The 14675-nt window shown below is 32.9% G+C and carries 12 protein-coding genes and 1 tRNA gene; 7 read left to right on the top strand and 6 right to left on the bottom strand.

Going from position 1 to position 14675, the window contains the following annotated elements; translation table 11 throughout:
• Positions 1–56 precede the first annotated feature (56 nt).
• Complete coding sequence (locus tag LUU93_RS01790; protein WP_232677592.1) at positions 57–926, top strand: LysR substrate-binding domain-containing protein; 870 nt, start codon at positions 57–59, stop codon at positions 924–926.
• Between the two features lie 62 nt (positions 927–988).
• Positions 989–1075: transfer RNA gene (locus tag LUU93_RS01785), tRNA-Ser, on the top strand.
• A 197-nt stretch (positions 1076–1272) separates the two neighbouring features.
• Here the strand turns inward: LUU93_RS01785 and LUU93_RS01780 are convergent.
• On the bottom strand, positions 1273–2697 hold the full coding sequence (locus LUU93_RS01780) for an aminotransferase-like domain-containing protein (protein WP_232677591.1): 1425 nt from the start codon (positions 2695–2697) through the stop codon (positions 1273–1275).
• Between the two features lie 225 nt (positions 2698–2922).
• Between LUU93_RS01780 and LUU93_RS01775 the strand changes: the two genes are divergently transcribed.
• Genes LUU93_RS01775 through LUU93_RS01765 form a run of 3 tightly spaced genes read left to right on the top strand, consistent with a single transcriptional unit; the run spans position 2923 to position 5380 of the window.
• Positions 2923–3948 (top strand): NAD-dependent epimerase/dehydratase family protein, encoded by a 1026-nt coding sequence (locus tag LUU93_RS01775; protein ID WP_232677590.1) that lies wholly within the window; start codon positions 2923–2925, stop codon positions 3946–3948.
• A gap of 57 nt (positions 3949–4005) precedes the next feature.
• The gene (locus LUU93_RS01770; protein ID WP_232677588.1) at positions 4006–4329 is read left to right on the top strand and encodes an EthD family reductase; all 324 of its coding nucleotides are present in this window, start codon (positions 4006–4008) and stop codon (positions 4327–4329) included.
• A gap of 19 nt (positions 4330–4348) precedes the next feature.
• On the top strand, positions 4349–5380 hold the full coding sequence (locus LUU93_RS01765) for a zinc-dependent alcohol dehydrogenase family protein (protein ID WP_232677586.1): 1032 nt from the start codon (positions 4349–4351) through the stop codon (positions 5378–5380).
• A gap of 70 nt (positions 5381–5450) precedes the next feature.
• Here LUU93_RS01765 and LUU93_RS01760 read toward each other — a convergent pair whose 3' ends face one another.
• Both LUU93_RS01760 and LUU93_RS01755 read right to left on the bottom strand, forming a co-directional pair.
• Positions 5451–7226 carry a phospholipase D-like domain-containing protein gene (locus LUU93_RS01760; protein ID WP_232677583.1) on the bottom strand — a complete coding sequence of 592 codons (1776 nt, stop codon included), beginning with the start codon at positions 7224–7226 and terminating at the stop codon, positions 5451–5453.
• A gap of 301 nt (positions 7227–7527) precedes the next feature.
• Complete coding sequence (locus LUU93_RS01755; RefSeq protein ID WP_232677582.1) at positions 7528–8544, bottom strand: OmpA family protein; 1017 nt, start codon at positions 8542–8544, stop codon at positions 7528–7530.
• Positions 8545–8987: 443 nt separating this feature from the next.
• On the opposite strand from LUU93_RS01755, the gene LUU93_RS01750 reads away from it, so the two are divergent.
• Positions 8988–9776, top strand: coding sequence for an SPOR domain-containing protein (locus LUU93_RS01750; protein ID WP_232677581.1), 789 nt, complete (start codon positions 8988–8990; stop codon positions 9774–9776).
• A gap of 64 nt (positions 9777–9840) precedes the next feature.
• On the opposite strand, the gene LUU93_RS01745 is transcribed toward LUU93_RS01750, so the two are convergent.
• The 3 genes from LUU93_RS01745 to LUU93_RS01735 all read right to left on the bottom strand — a co-directional run bounded on the left by LUU93_RS01745 (position 9841) and on the right by LUU93_RS01735 (position 12722).
• Complete coding sequence (locus tag LUU93_RS01745; RefSeq protein WP_232677580.1) at positions 9841–10608, bottom strand: SGNH/GDSL hydrolase family protein; 768 nt, start codon at positions 10606–10608, stop codon at positions 9841–9843.
• A gap of 64 nt (positions 10609–10672) precedes the next feature.
• Positions 10673–11455 carry a DUF3050 domain-containing protein gene (locus LUU93_RS01740; RefSeq protein ID WP_232677579.1) on the bottom strand — a complete coding sequence of 261 codons (783 nt, stop codon included), beginning with the start codon at positions 11453–11455 and terminating at the stop codon, positions 10673–10675.
• Positions 11456–11540: 85 nt separating this feature from the next.
• A complete protein-coding gene (locus LUU93_RS01735; RefSeq protein WP_053471504.1) occupies positions 11541–12722 on the bottom strand; it encodes an acyl-CoA dehydrogenase family protein in 1182 nt (393 codons plus the stop codon).
• A gap of 171 nt (positions 12723–12893) precedes the next feature.
• Here LUU93_RS01735 and LUU93_RS01730 point away from each other — a divergent pair, with 171 nt between their 5' ends.
• Complete coding sequence (locus LUU93_RS01730; protein ID WP_232677578.1) at positions 12894–14648, top strand: AraC family transcriptional regulator; 1755 nt, start codon at positions 12894–12896, stop codon at positions 14646–14648.
• Positions 14649–14675: the final 27 nt, after the last annotated feature.

The following is a 14675-nucleotide window of genomic DNA, read 5'->3' as shown; positions in this document are numbered from 1 at the left end:
GATTTCATTAGAAAAATTAATAATTTTACTTATAATAAGTATTAAAACTTATCAATATGGAAATTTACCAACTCGAATACTTTATTAAAACGGCTGAGGTGCTGCATTTTACAAAGGCTGCAGAATTGTGTTTTGTAACGCAGTCCGGGCTTTCGCAGCAAATAAAAAAACTGGAAGAAGAACTCGGCCTGCCTTTGTTTAAAAGAATTGGAAAGAAAGTACAGCTTACAGAAGCTGGTTCTGTTTTTTTAATTCACGCTAAAAAAGTGGTAGAAAATGTAGAAAATGGAAAACAGGCCATTGAAGATTTAAACGAAATGATTGGCGGTGAACTGCGAATTGGTGTAACTTATATTTTTGGTTTATTGATTCTTCCTATCGTCAATACATTTGCTAAAAAATACCAGAACCTGAAAATTGTTGTTGAATATGGAACTACAGAAGCTTTAGAACAAAAGCTTCTGGATAATCAATTAGATGTTGTTTTGGTTATTTCATCGCACGAAATTGAACTGCCAATTCAAAAAGTGCCTTTGTTTACTTCTTACATGGTTTTGGCGGTTTCCAAAAACCACGTTTTAGCAGATTTGGATAAAATAGCTTTTAAGAAAATAGAAAACATCCCGTTGGTATTGCCCGGAAAAGGATCGAATTCGAGAGAATTTGTAGAAGAGTTATTCCAGAAGTTTAATATGAAGCCCAAAATCTCAATAGAACTGCATTCTATACACGCTTTATTGCAAATGGTAGAGAACAGTGATTGGGCGACGATCGTGGCTGAAAAAGCTTTAAAAGGCTGGGATCAGCTCAAGGCGATACAAATTACAGGTGTTGCAACCAAAAGAGAATCTTTTATGTTAACGATTGGAGGTTATCAAAAAAAAGCCGTAAAATTATTTATGGAAGAATTTAGTAAAAGCATTTAAAAGTAATCTTAGATTTTACTTTTTAAACTCGATTTTTTTTGTGTTCTTTGCAGACCAATAATAGAAAGGTGTCCGAGTGGTTTAAGGAGCTAGCCTGGAAAGCTAGTATATGGGTAACTGTATCGAGGGTTCGAATCCCTTCCTTTCTGCTAAAAAATCTCAAAATAGTTTCAAAACCCTAGAAATCTTATGATTTTTAGGGTTTTTTGCTTTTTCAGACTTATTCATTAAACCGTATCTTAAGGAGATAAAAGCGCAATTCTGTAAAAAATCAAAAATTAGGATAAAGTTTTATATCATTTATTTGAAAATGCAAACTGTTAAGTAAAAAAATGTAATTATTGATTTAGGTCAATCTTTGTAAAACTTTTGCTAATGTATTTATTGCTTTTTCAGTTTTATGATTCCATAGGGGACAATAATTTATTCTTATGTAATGATGAAAAAAATCAGAAGTTGAAAATATATGTCCGGGGCATATGCCTACTCCTTTATTTAATGCTTCTTTTTGTAAAGCATAAGCATCTATTTTTGGTGGAAGTTCTATCCAGATACTTAAACCGCCTTGTGGGATTGCAAGTTTTGTTCCTGCAGGAAATATCTCAGAAATTGTACTTAGATATTTTAGCATTTGCGATTGAAGTGCATTTCGCATTTTTCGGATATGTTTATTGTATTGCCCGCTTTCTAAATATTTTCCAATTGCAGCCTGAAGCACACTGTTTGTTGACATATTGGAACCATATTTTAATTTTTCAATTGCATGATGGTATTTCCCTCCTGACACCCAGCCTATTCTAAAACCGGGAGCTAATGTTTTTGAAAAAGATGAGCAGTATAATACATTATTATATTTGTCGTAAGCTTTGGCAGGAAAAACTGCTGAATGAAAACTTAATTCTCCTAAGGCATCATCTTCAATAAGCGGAATGTCTAACCCGCCCAATAAATTGACTAACTCTATTTTGTTAGCCTCAGGCATTTTGCACCCAACAGGATTGTGGCAATTGGGCATGAAAATACAGGCAGCAACTTTGTTTTTTTTGAGACCTTCTTTGAGATCATCTAAACATAATCCTGTTTCTGGGTTTACACCTATTTCCAAAGCCTGTAACCCTCTTTGTTCGAGGCTTTGCAATATCCCATGATAGGTAGGAGATTCAATAGCTACAATGTCACCCGGTTTGGTAATTGCATCTAGACAAAGGTTTATCGCTTCCATGCAGCCATTCGTTACAAGAATTTTGTCCTGGCTGATGCTGTTGGGCCAGTCAAATGTTTTTAAAGCTAACTGTTTAATTAATGCTGGATGTCCATCTACAAGATGATATTGATAATTATCGTTGCTAATTTCATAAAGGGATGAAGTTACATACTTGTTCAGTTTTGTAATAGGTAAGTGTTCATTTACCGGAGCTAAGATTGAGAAATTTACAATTTCTTTTTCTTTTGCCTTTTTCATCATTACTGCTGACATTGCAGTAATGTCAACTATTGTAGGTAACGTTAAATCATTTTTTTTAAGGGAAATGATTGCAGATTTTGGAGACATGCTGATAAAATAGCCGGATTTAGGTTTTGAATAAATAATTCCCTTAGCTTCCAAGATTGCATATGCCTGGAAAACGGTATTTACACTAACATGGAATTCTGTACTAATTTTTCTAACCGATGCAATTTTGTCGCCCGGCTGCAATTGCAATTGTTTTATAGAACTCTCAATTTTAGCGGCAGTCTCTTCATATAAAAAGAGCTTCTCTTTTGTTTCCATGATATTTTAGATATAAAACAATATTGTGCTCTCAAGTATAATTTAATCAGTTGATTATATGATTAAGGGCTATACAAAGAAAGCAATTTTAATTCCTTTAAAGAACAAACTGATACTCTTTTTTTTATCAAATCTGAATCTGTTTTTAGATTGAGATTTATTTGAACTTTGTACAAGCTTAAAAACCAGCTGTCAAAATAAATAACAACAAAATATTTATTGAATATGAGTCAAATTGAGAACAAACAGAAAATTTTCATTACAGGAGCAACAGGATATATTGGTGGTACTTTTCTTCACTTAATGCTTTCACGTGATTATTTAAAGAGCTTTAATATTTCAGCACTTGTTCGTAATGAAGAAGATACAGTAAAATTAGAAAAACTCGGCATAGAGCCAATTTTTGGTACTTTGAATGATTTGCAGATCATATCCACAGAATCCCAAAAGGCAGATATTGTATTTAATACAGCTAATTGCGACCATTTGCTAAGTGTAGAAGCTATTATTCAAGGACTTGAAGAACGTGCAAAACAAACAGGACAGCGTCCAATTCTTATTCACACTTCAGGCGCAGGTGTTTTATCTGAAAACTCTAATGGAGAAGGTCGTCCTCTTTTAGAAGATCTGGCAGCAGTTGTCTGGGATGATGCTGATTTTGAAGCCCACGAATCTATTCCGGGTTATGCACCACATCGTTTTGTAGATGTTGAAGTTTTTGCAGCAGCAAAAAAAGGGCTCTTGAAAACCTATCTGATGGTTCCTCCAACTGTTTTTGGAAAAGGACTTGGCGCATTTGCAGAAAACCGTATGTCTATTCAAATACCCCGGCTGGTATATCAGTCTTTGGTAAGCCGCAAAGTGATGTATGTAGGTGAAGGTAAAAATCAATGGACAAATGTTCATGTAGCTGATTTGGCTGAACTATATCTTTTAGTAATGGATTCTGCTCTTAAAGATACCGCACCTGAAGGATTGAAAGGTATCTACTATCCGGCAAGTGAATATTTTGTTTGGTCAGATGCAGCTCATCGAATTGCTGAAATATTGTATTCAAAAAAGCTTATAACAAGTCCTGTAGCTGTAACTGGCTTACAAAAAGGCTGGTTTTGGGGCAGTAACGTAAGAATGAAAAGCACAAACGGAGCTTTGCTTGGCTGGGAGCCAAAACATGGAGGTACTCAGGAAATGCTGGAAAATGTGGAATGGGATGCAGAACTGATGCTTAAGTTCTTATGGACAAATCGTTGAAACTATTGAAATAAATTAAGTATTAACAAATAATAACAATTCTAAAATTTAATTAAAATGGAAAAAGGAATGATTAAACTAATCGCGTATTACAAAAACCTTGATGGAAAAAAATTCAACTTGGATTACTATCAAAACAGTCATTTACCAATGATTAAAAGGTTAACAGGGGATGCATTGAAACATGTTGCGGTAGACAAAGGCGTTGCAGGCGGAGAACCAGGTTCAAAACCATTCTACCATATTGTTGCACACCTATACTTTGACAGTATGGAGACTTTTGAAAATTCGTTGGTGCCGCATTTTGCCGAAATTATGAGTGATGTGCCTAACTATACAGATATTGAACCAGTCTTTCAGATTAGTGAAGTAGTAGAATAATTAATTTTTTAAAATAAAAATGGAAGAAAATTTAAAAACAATGAAAGCCTGGCAATTACATGCTTTTGGCTTGGAGAATCTCACATTAGATAATGTTGATATACCGGCACCAAAACACAATGAAATCCTAATAAAGGTTGGTGCAGTTTCTTTAAATTTCAGAGATAAAGCAATTGTTGACGGGATTTATACACCAGATAAAATACAATTTCCAGTAATTCCTGTTTCTGATACTTCAGGAACTGTTGTTGCTATTGGTTCAGGTGTTAATCGTTTTAAAATTGGAGACAGAGTTACATCGCATCTCTATTCTCATTGGATCGACGGAAAACCGGCCGACAATGAACAAGAGTTTTCTTTAGGTTCTCCTTTGTCTGGAGGGCTGGCTGAATACATGATATTAGAAGAAGGCTCTACTGTCTTTTCGCCTTCCTCATTAAATGATGAAGAAGCTTCTACTTTACCTATAGCAGCCTTAACGCCTTGGTATTCTATGGTAACATGTGGAAATTTGAAAACAGGGGAAACCGTTGTACTGCAAGGTACCGGCGGAGTGTCTATTTTTGGTTTGCAAATAGCACATGCTTTAGGGGCAAAAACAATTTTAACAACAAGTGATGATGAGAAGGGGCAAAAAGCGAAAGATTTGGGAGCAGATGAAATTGTTAATTACAAGCAAACTCCTGATTGGGCAACAGAGGTATTAAACCTAACGAATGGAATTGGTGCAGACCAAATATTGGATATTGCAGGAGGCGAAGGTTTAAATGATTCTGTTAGGGCTGCCAAAGTCGGAGGGCAAGTATCTGTAATTGGTTTTTTACAAGGGCAAAATACGAATCTTGACTTGATGAATGTAATATTTAAAAGAACAAGAGTTCAAGGGATAGCGGTTGGTCATTTAAAAGCATTTGAAGAAATGAATAAGGCTTTTGATAAATACAATATCAAACCAGTTATCGAAAAAATTTATTCATTTGAGGAGGCTATAGAGGCATATCAACATTTAGCTAAAGGAGCATTTGGCAAAATTGTGATTAAGATTAGTTAAAATGTGACCTTGAAAGTGTCCAAATAAAAACAGAAAACCTGCAAATTTACAACTTGCAGGTTTTCTGTTTTTATTTGATTAACATTTCTCTTTCCTTGCAGCGTAAATCCTTTGCATTGTAATATTTGGTATACCATTTTGTTTTTTCGGCTGCAGTGTACAATGTCATTTCATCAGTATTAATATTCTCAATGATGCCTTTATTTAACCAATGATAGTGATCTATTAATCGAATAGCTTCAATTGCAAATACGGTTACAATATCTTTATCTCTAAATTCAATTAAATTATCTCCATTTTTTTGCTCAGGATTAAAAGCCAGATTACTGCTTCCGCAATAAACAACAGGGTCAGCTCCTTTAAAATCAACCACTACAAATTTATGGTGTATAACATGTCCTAAACCGGGAACCCCAATAATATCTTTAAATGGTTTTTTTAATTTGGTATTAATATCTAAGGCAGATATTTTAACACCGGTTTTTCTATTGGGTTTATATAATTTTAAATTGTCTTTTTTATCTGTAATTCCAAAAGTATATATCTTTTCAGATTCAACTTGTGTTTTAAGTGCATCCAGAATTTTACTGTTACTGTCGTCAATCATTACGGCAAACAAGACATCACTTTTTGCATTCAGTATTTTAGAACTAATACTTTCAAATAGATTTTCAACAAAGCTTTTTGGGTGCGGGGCAAATGTAATAATCGTGCTTGTTACACCATCTTTATCGAAACTAAAACTAGTATTGGCATAAGTGCTCGCATTAAAAACATCCATTTGTGCTTTACCAAATGAAGCATCAAAAACATCTGCATACACTTTAGAAACATCTTCATCATTAAATATAACAACATGATTAGCATTTATGTACAAACCATTTGTGGTGAAGTTGGTTGATCCGGTTAAGGTTTTTAATGCTTTTGCATTGGCATTATTTTCTCTTTGAATAAATATTTTTGAATGTGCCTGACTACCAAAACATCCTCTCTCAATTTGATTTGTATTTAAAGCTTTTTCTCTAAATGCTTTATCAAATTTCATCTCAAAAGAACCTGCTTTTTTATGATTTGGATAATCGTCCAGTATGATTCTAACCCTGCCTTGTTCTGCTAATTGCATTATTTTATCTACTATTACAGGTTCATTCAAATCGTATGCAAATACATCCAGTTTTAATGCATTATTATTTATAACTTCATTTAAAAAGTCGGTTACCCGGTCTCTTGCCTGCCACCCTAAATATTGATGAATTTCTTCATAAGTAAATTCTTTCTCTACACCATTAAGTGTTCTTGAACCGGCTGCTTTTGAAATATTAAAAGTTAAATCTGTCTTATTTGGCCTTAAGTTTAATTTATTCCCAAAATGATATCCAAAGGCTTGTGAGGAGATAAATGCCCTGGTAAAACCAAGTTCAACTTTGCCGCTTTTAAATGAATCAACATTAATAGTAACTTCAACGGTCAAGTTGGGATCAAGAGCTAATAGAGTATTATTTTTTACATATCTGGGTGTTACCTGATAAGTATATTCACCAAAATAAGGATTTTCAATGTAGTGTACAGTCGATGGAACATGAACCCATCTAAATTTTTGAATAGGAGAGAATTCGCTGCTTAATACATTGTCCCATTCTGCTAATTGTCTATGGAGAGTTACTGAACTATTAAATTTCATCTTATTGTAGATGTAAAACTTTCTATTATTATCAGTCAGGACTTTAATTGTAAAACCAACAAAGTTTTTCTTCATGCTGCTATTTAGGTCAAAAGCTAATAGGGTCATTGCATCGCCTTTGTATGCTCTGACAGAAACGCCATTTTTAGTCATAAATTTTTCCATGATAATATAGTTTGATGTTAGTAAGCTTTGTGAAATCTTATTTAATTTATTAGGAATGTTATTTGTTTAATATTCAGGTTATTACGATGTTTTTTATTTGTAACAAGTTAAAAAATAAATAAAAAAAGGACAATGCGTATTTATACCTGTTTTATTGTCAATAGGAGAATCGCTTTAAATTATCAGATATTAAGTAATCAAGGAAGTATAAACTAAAAACGGAGACCTGTTAAAGTCTCCGTTTCTTATATAAAAATGCTCAAGGTTAGAAGTATTTGAGCGGTAATATTGATAGTAAGTATTATATTTTTACTATTTCTACCCGACGATTTTTTGCTTTGCCATCTTCACTGGCATTATCAGCAATAGGTTTTTCGGCACCCAATCCTTTTGTCTGTAATCTTGCAGTACTTATTCCTTTGGCAGTTAATGCCGTTTTTACAGCATTAGCCCTGTCTTCAGAAAGTTTTTTGTTGTGTAATGCAGCACCACTATTGTCGGTATGACCTTCAATAGCAATTTTCAGGCTGGCATTGCTGGTCAATAGTTTTTGTATTTCATCTATAATAGGCAGAGATTCAGGTTTGATTGTTGCTTTATCGGTATCAAAATTGATGTATAAAGCAATATGTCCTTTTGTATCCAGTTCTTTTTTCATTTCATCTGCTTTGATAAGAGAAGCTGTTATTTTAAAAGGTTTTGTTTCAAGAATCATCCAGCCGGCAGAAACGGCATCATCACCCGGAGTAAGCTGCACCCAAATATTTCTATCCGGACGGCGAATTAAATAAGTGGTAGTAATAGCATTTGCAATAAAGCCATAACCGTTTATGTATTTTATACGGTTATTTTCTGGAATCGCAGCAGACGAATCTGAAGGAGTTTTCATTTCAGATACTTTTACGCCATCAACACTTTTAATTAATTCGTCCAGATTTTTTGCTACTTCAAGATCACTATATGATTTTCCTTCTTTGGCAGTAATTCTGGCATAGAAAATTTTCCCTTCCGGTTTTTCAAAATGGTCTTTTACCCAGAAATAGGCAACGTCATAGTCTGTCGTGTTATTTTTAGGTGTTCCCTGATAATTCTCAGGCAGGTTAAAATATGGAAAAGTGCCAAGTGATTTGTTTGAAACAGGAATAGAATTAATATCGAATTTTTTGGCAGATACTGCTGTTTGAGGCTCCTGAGCTGTAGTTGATACCTGAGAAGAATCTATACTGTCTGGGGCTTCCTCGTTCTGTTTTTTGTTAGAATTGCATGCAAAAGCTATAGAGGCTATCACAACGCATAATGTTAAGGTTTTGATTTTCATATAGTTCTTTTTTTGATTATCAAAGATAACGAAGTGGAAAGTTTCCCACAAAAAAATCTATTTTGAAATTATTATTTTTTCGATGTAATAGTTTAATATAGTGAAGATTAATTAATTCAAATAGATTATTTTCGGTACATTCTGTGGGATACTGAAATTTGTATATACTAGTATTTATGGGAGGTAAATGGGGTTCGAATTACATCCTCTCTGCAAAATTAAACCCGCAATTTCATTCTAAATAGAATGAGGGCTTTATTTTTCAAAATTAGTTTATCAGATAAAAATGGGTATAATTACGGGGTGTTTTTTTAGGTTTTAGTTTTATATTGCATTGTTTTTCAGTGTTTTGTATTTGTTACTACCAAGTCTTTATAGGCTCAAAAAGACAAAATTCTGTTCAAGCAAAAGGAAATTGTCTAACACTTTAAAATCTTTAACCCATGTTTTCAAATACAGGAAATGTTTCGTTTTGGCTTTATTTATTTTTTGTTTTTATAGGATTACTATCTCTTGTCATTTTATACAGATTGATTAAAAAAGCAGAGATAGCGCCGGAGAATCTGGATAAATTTATTGATTACTTTAAATGGGTAATCGTAACACTTGCAATAAGTACTGTTACGCTGGTAGTGAGTGATTTGTTTAAAGAAAGGGATCAGGATATTAAAGAACTCGAATATTTTGACAGGTATGTAAACGATGTTAAAAATGAAAAAGAACCGCTTGTAAGACTGCAGCTTGTTAAATACTTGTCAATAGTATCGCCAAGAGGCGAAATGAAAAAATCATGGACGAATTACTATATTGAAATAAAGAAAGAATATGATGATTATGTGAAGATTGAAAATGTAAAAATTGACACTTCTAAAAGCTATACTAAGGCCCAAATAAAGGAGATTGAAGAAAATCAAAAGAAAAAAGAATTATTTGAAACACCTTTGTCGAGTACAGAACCGGGAGTAGAATGGTTTATAGTTGCCGGAGGAGATTCTAAAATTGAGGATGCAAATTTTGAGCTTAAAAAAGCAATTAAAATAAATCCAAATTCTGCTATAATAAAAAAAGGCAATGTATTCAGAACGATTCTTATGGGATATACATCTAAAGCAGAGGCTATAAGCTTATTACAATTGGTTAGAAGGCAAGTAAATCAAACGGCCTATGTAGTAAAAAAATCAAGCTGGTGTAATTCTTATGAGCAGACTAAGGAATGTTTAGTGTGTAAATAAAAAATAGGGAATAGCAGATCTAAAAATGTCCTGAAAAAGTTTTACTTACTGCAGAAATAGAGAATTAACCCTGCAAAGCTGCTTTAACCTTTGTTAAAATACGCTCAACAAACATTGCATAAGCAGATTCTGAAGGATGTAATCCATCTGAAGAAACTAAACTAGTGTTATATAATCCATTTCTGGTAATATCTGTAATGGAAACAAATGTTACGCCATTCATCATGCAGTAGTTTTCGGCAAAAGTGTTGTATTTGTTTATTTCTTCAGTGATTTTCATCCTTCCGTCGGTTCCAAACATCATTCCGAAAGAGGTGTAAGCATAATCTGGAATTGAGAGTACAATTACATTTTTTTTATCGCCTTTGGCCAGGGCAATTGCTTTTATAACTAATTCAGGAAACTCTTTTTCATAAATAGAAAAATCTCTGCCCTGATATTGATTGTTTACACCAATTAATAAAGTAACCAAATCATAATTTGATTCTGGATTTTGCTCTTTTATAGCTGTAAGTAAATTATTGGTAGTCCAGCCCGTTGCGGCAATTACGTTTAATGAAAAATTGGTTTCAGGATAAAGCGCTTTTAAGCTCGTTTTGAGCTGTTCTGGATATCTGCAGGTTTCGCAAACGCTTTGTCCAATAGTATAGCTGTCTCCTAAAGCCAGATAATTTATGGATTTAGAAATTGGAGTCGTCGGAATTTGTGTTGTTGGAGGTGGAGTTGTAGATCCTGGCGAAACAGGAGTTTCTGATGAAGATTCTTCGGAACTGCAGCTTAATAGAAATGCTGAAAAAATAACTGTAACTATTTGTTTGAATTGCGGTTTCATAATTTGTTTAAATTAATTTGGCTTGTTTAAACAAATAGTTACGTTAAATATGCTGTTTTGGTTTTTAAACCATTTCTGTTTTCATAAGAATTTCTTCTTCAATAGCATTCCAAAGTCCAATTCGTTTTTCTAAAGCAAGAATCGAAACTTCTTCAACTTCTTTCCACTTTTGAGCGTCATCTCCACATAAATCCGTAATCATCTGCATTGCCATTGGTCCGTGTTCATCAGCATCAAGTTCAATGTGCCTTTCGAAATAATACAGCAATTTGCTTAAATCTGTATCGGGAAGATTTTTTTGAAAATTATTCAGGATTTCGGTAAACATACTCGGAATCAAATCTTCTCTCCCAAAGGTAAAAGCTGCAGCAATTTGATGTGGTTTTCCTTCTTCGATCACTCTAAAAGTAAAATCAAGAAAGGCTTTTATTTCAGGATGAAGCGAACTTTGTTTTATAGCAACAAAAATGTTGTGAAGCGAATTTACTTCGGCTAAAAATTTATTGATCTCTGTAGTATCTGCACCACAGTCTTCCATTGCTTCAAGATACATTTCATAATGACTTTGTCTTCTTCCGTCAATACTTAAATCAGTTTCTTCGGCTAGAACAATTTCATTTATTAAATATCTTGTTTCCGGGTTTTTAGTTGCAAACCAAGGTGTTGTAGTACAAGTAAGTTTGGCTTGTAAAGCTTTTAATAAAGACATAAAATCCCAAACAGCAAAAACATGATTTTCCACAAAGCTGTGTAAGTCATCAATCGTTTGGATTTTGTTATATAAGGAATGTTTTAAAAGCTGTTCTTTTTGAGGTTGAATGCTATTGTTTATAGTTTCAATATTCATTTATGTAAATTTTGGGACAAATATAAAAAGCTTCTCGGTTAGAAGAAGCTTTTTATATTGTTTTTATATATATTTTAATAGATGTTTATGATTTAAATGCTGGAATTCCAGTTACATCCATTCCGGTAATCAATAAATGAATATCATGAGTTCCTTCATAAGTTATAACACTTTCCAGGTTCATCATATGGCGCATAATGGAGTATTCTCCTGTAATTCCCATTCCGCCTAACATTTGTCTGGCTTCGCGGGCAATTTGAATTGCCATGTTGACATTATTACGTTTTGCCATCGAAATTTGAGCAGTTGTTGCTTTTCCTTCGTTTCTCAAAACACCTAAACGCCAGGTTAATAATTGTGCTTTTGTGATTTCGGTAATCATTTCGGCCAATTTTTTCTGCTGTAATTGAGTTCCTCCAATTGGTTTTCCAAATTGAATTCTCTCTTTAGCATAACGCAAAGCAGTATCGTAACAATCCATTGCAGCACCAATTGCTCCCCACGCAATTCCGTATCGTGCTGAGTCTAAACAGCCAAGCGGAGCTCCTAAACCAGATTTATTTGGTAACAGGTTTTCTTTTGGAACTTTTACATTATCAAAAATTAATTCTCCGGTTGAAGAGGCACGAAGCGACCATTTATTGTGAGTTTCAGGAGTTGTAAAACCTTCCATACCGCGCTCTACAATTAAACCGTGAATTCTTCCTTCTTCATTTTTTGCCCAAACAACAGCAATATCTGCAAAAGGAGCATTTGAAATCCACATTTTTGCACCATTTAAAAGGTAATGATCTCCCATATCTTTAAAATTGGTGATCATACTTCCCGGATCAGAACCATGATCTGGTTCTGTTAAACCAAAACATCCTATGTATTCACCAGTTGCTAATTTTGGCAAATACTTCATACGCTGTTCTTCGTTTCCGTATTTCCAAATTGGATACATTACTAATGAAGATTGTACTGATGAAGTTGATCTTACACCAGAGTCTCCTCTTTCAATTTCCTGCATAATTAAGCCATAAGAAATTTGGTCTAAACCGGCACCTCCGTATTCAACAGGAATATAAGGTCCGAATCCGCCAATTTCTCCAAGCCCTTTTATAATCTGCTTAGGAAATTCTGCTTTTTGAGCATATTCTTCAATAATAGGAGAAACTTCTCTTTTAACCCATGCACGTGCTGATTCTCGAACTAATTTATGTTCATCTGTTAACAAATCGTCAAGGTTGTAATAATCTGGAGCTTGAAATAAGTCTGGTTTCATTTTTGTTTAGGATTTTTCAAAACAAATTTACGCAATAAAAATATAACAAAACAAAGTTAAATTGTTATATTTTTACATGTTAGTTAAAAAATAATCACAAATTAGGTAAATTAATTTTAGTTTATTGATAATTTATAAACTAATTTTGAGATTCTAAAAAACATAAATTGAATGAGGCTGATCATCTCTTTTGTACTTTTTTTTGTTCTGAATACTGCATTTGCCCAACAGAAAAGTGCACTGACTGAAGAGGAGTATCTTATACTGCAGGAAAAAATTCGACTAAATTATAATGCAAATGTCGATAGTGCCCTTGTATACGCTAAGCAGATGTCAAAATCAAACAATTTTAAACATTTAGCTTTTGCAAATGGAGCAATGACTCAATTGTTTCAGATAAAAGGTAATACTAAACTTTCAAAAGAAAAATATTCTCTGGCCCTTAAATACTTAGAAAAAGTCCCGGAATCACGCGATAAAATACAATTAAAGTCTTATATCTATAATTATGGAGGTTTGGCAGAATGGAAAAGAGGTAATTTTAGTGCCGCGCTCGACAAGTATCAGCAGGGGATGAAGCTTTCTGTTGAAATTGGAGATGTTATTCAAATTGTAAAATTTAGAGGAAATATAGCTTTAATTAATGAAGCCGTTGGAAATTATCAATTAGCCATAAAAAATCTAAAACAACTGAATGATTTTGTTGATAAAAACGAAGGAATATTTACTAAGGAGGATTTTTTAAATAGAAAGAGTAACATCAATGTTAATTTAGGAAGTTCTTACGAGAATTACTTCATTAAAAATTCAGACAAAAAGTTCTTACTTGATTCGGCAGAATATTATTATAAAAGGGCAATTAATTATTCGCAGAATTTTGCAGATAATAAAATCACAGCAAAATTAAGTTTAGGTAATATATACAATTGGAAAGGAGATTATAAAGCTGCTGAAAAAACATATTATGACATTGTATTTTATTCACAGCAAAACAATCAGCCGGGTTTATTATGTGTTGCCAATTATAATTTAGGAGATATATACTTTACTACAAAAAAGTACGATAAAGCGCTGGTTTTCTTTAAAAAATGTGATTCACTTGCAGAAATAACAAAATCTAATAATATAGATTTTTTGAAGTCAAATTATTATCAGGCAAAAATTTATAATTTAAAGAATGAGCCTGAACTTGCCTATAAACACTCTAAAGTTTACTTAGATAACTATGAAGATTTTCAAACAAAGCTGAATCATGAAGCTCTGGAGGTAAATTATAAACTAGGAGTGAATGATTTGACTCAGGAAATGGTAGTTATTCAGGAAAAATACCAGTATGATGTACTTATTAATAAGGCATTAAAAGTGTTTTATGTCTTATTAGTTGTTGGAATTGTATTTTTACTAATAAAAAACATTAGAGATAAAAATAAGGCACATAAAAAAATGAATGCTTTGATAGAAGAATTTAAGGCAAACATTGAAAAGAAAAACAATGCTGAAATTGAGCCGGAAGAAAAAGAAGAAATTCTTGAAACGGAAGAAATTCACCTTAAAAGAGAAAATATTACGCTAAGTATTGATGAAGCGAAAGAAAATAAAATTGTAGAAAAATTATTAGCTCTTGAAAACAAACTGGAATACCTTAACGCAGATTTTACTTTGCCTTATGTAGCTAAAAAAATAAAAACAAATACTACATATTTATCTTATGTAGTGAATAAACGATTTGGTAAATCATTTGGAGAATACTCGAATGAGTTAAAAATTAATTATGTAATCAATGAAATGATTACTAATCATATGTATCGAAAATATTCAACACAAGCTATTGCAGAAAGTGTGGGTTTTAAAAATGCAGTATCTTTTGCAAAATCATTTCGCAAAAGAACTGGAGTGTCTCCAGCTCAGTTTGCGAATAATATCTAGTTTTAAAAAAAAACTTTTAGCAGCTTA

The organism is Flavobacterium soyae (assembly GCF_021245985.1).
In the GTDB taxonomy this organism is placed as follows: domain Bacteria; phylum Bacteroidota; class Bacteroidia; order Flavobacteriales; family Flavobacteriaceae; genus Flavobacterium; species Flavobacterium soyae.
Note: the sequence above shows the minus strand (reverse complement) of the source record. Positions and strands in the feature narration are given on the sequence as shown.

Bases quoted from the DNA above. Each gene is read 5' to 3' on its own strand.
- LUU93_RS01790 (WP_232677592.1), top strand. From the start codon at position 57: ATGGAAATTTACCAACTCGAATACTTTATTAAAACGGCTGAGGTGCTG.
- LUU93_RS01780 (WP_232677591.1), bottom strand. From the start codon at position 2,697: ATGGAAACAAAAGAGAAGCTCTTTTTATATGAAGAGACTGCCGCTAAA.
- LUU93_RS01775 (WP_232677590.1), top strand. From the start codon at position 2,923: ATGAGTCAAATTGAGAACAAACAGAAAATTTTCATTACAGGAGCAACA.
- LUU93_RS01770 (WP_232677588.1), top strand. From the start codon at position 4,006: ATGGAAAAAGGAATGATTAAACTAATCGCGTATTACAAAAACCTTGAT.
- LUU93_RS01765 (WP_232677586.1), top strand. From the start codon at position 4,349: ATGGAAGAAAATTTAAAAACAATGAAAGCCTGGCAATTACATGCTTTT.
- LUU93_RS01760 (WP_232677583.1), bottom strand. From the start codon at position 7,226: ATGGAAAAATTTATGACTAAAAATGGCGTTTCTGTCAGAGCATACAAA.
- LUU93_RS01755 (WP_232677582.1), bottom strand. From the start codon at position 8,544: ATGAAAATCAAAACCTTAACATTATGCGTTGTGATAGCCTCTATAGCT.
- LUU93_RS01750 (WP_232677581.1), top strand. From the start codon at position 8,988: ATGTTTTCAAATACAGGAAATGTTTCGTTTTGGCTTTATTTATTTTTT.
- LUU93_RS01745 (WP_232677580.1), bottom strand. From the start codon at position 10,608: ATGAAACCGCAATTCAAACAAATAGTTACAGTTATTTTTTCAGCATTT.
- LUU93_RS01740 (WP_232677579.1), bottom strand. From the start codon at position 11,455: ATGAATATTGAAACTATAAACAATAGCATTCAACCTCAAAAAGAACAG.
- LUU93_RS01735 (WP_053471504.1), bottom strand. From the start codon at position 12,722: ATGAAACCAGACTTATTTCAAGCTCCAGATTATTACAACCTTGACGAT.
- LUU93_RS01730 (WP_232677578.1), top strand. From the start codon at position 12,894: ATGAGGCTGATCATCTCTTTTGTACTTTTTTTTGTTCTGAATACTGCA.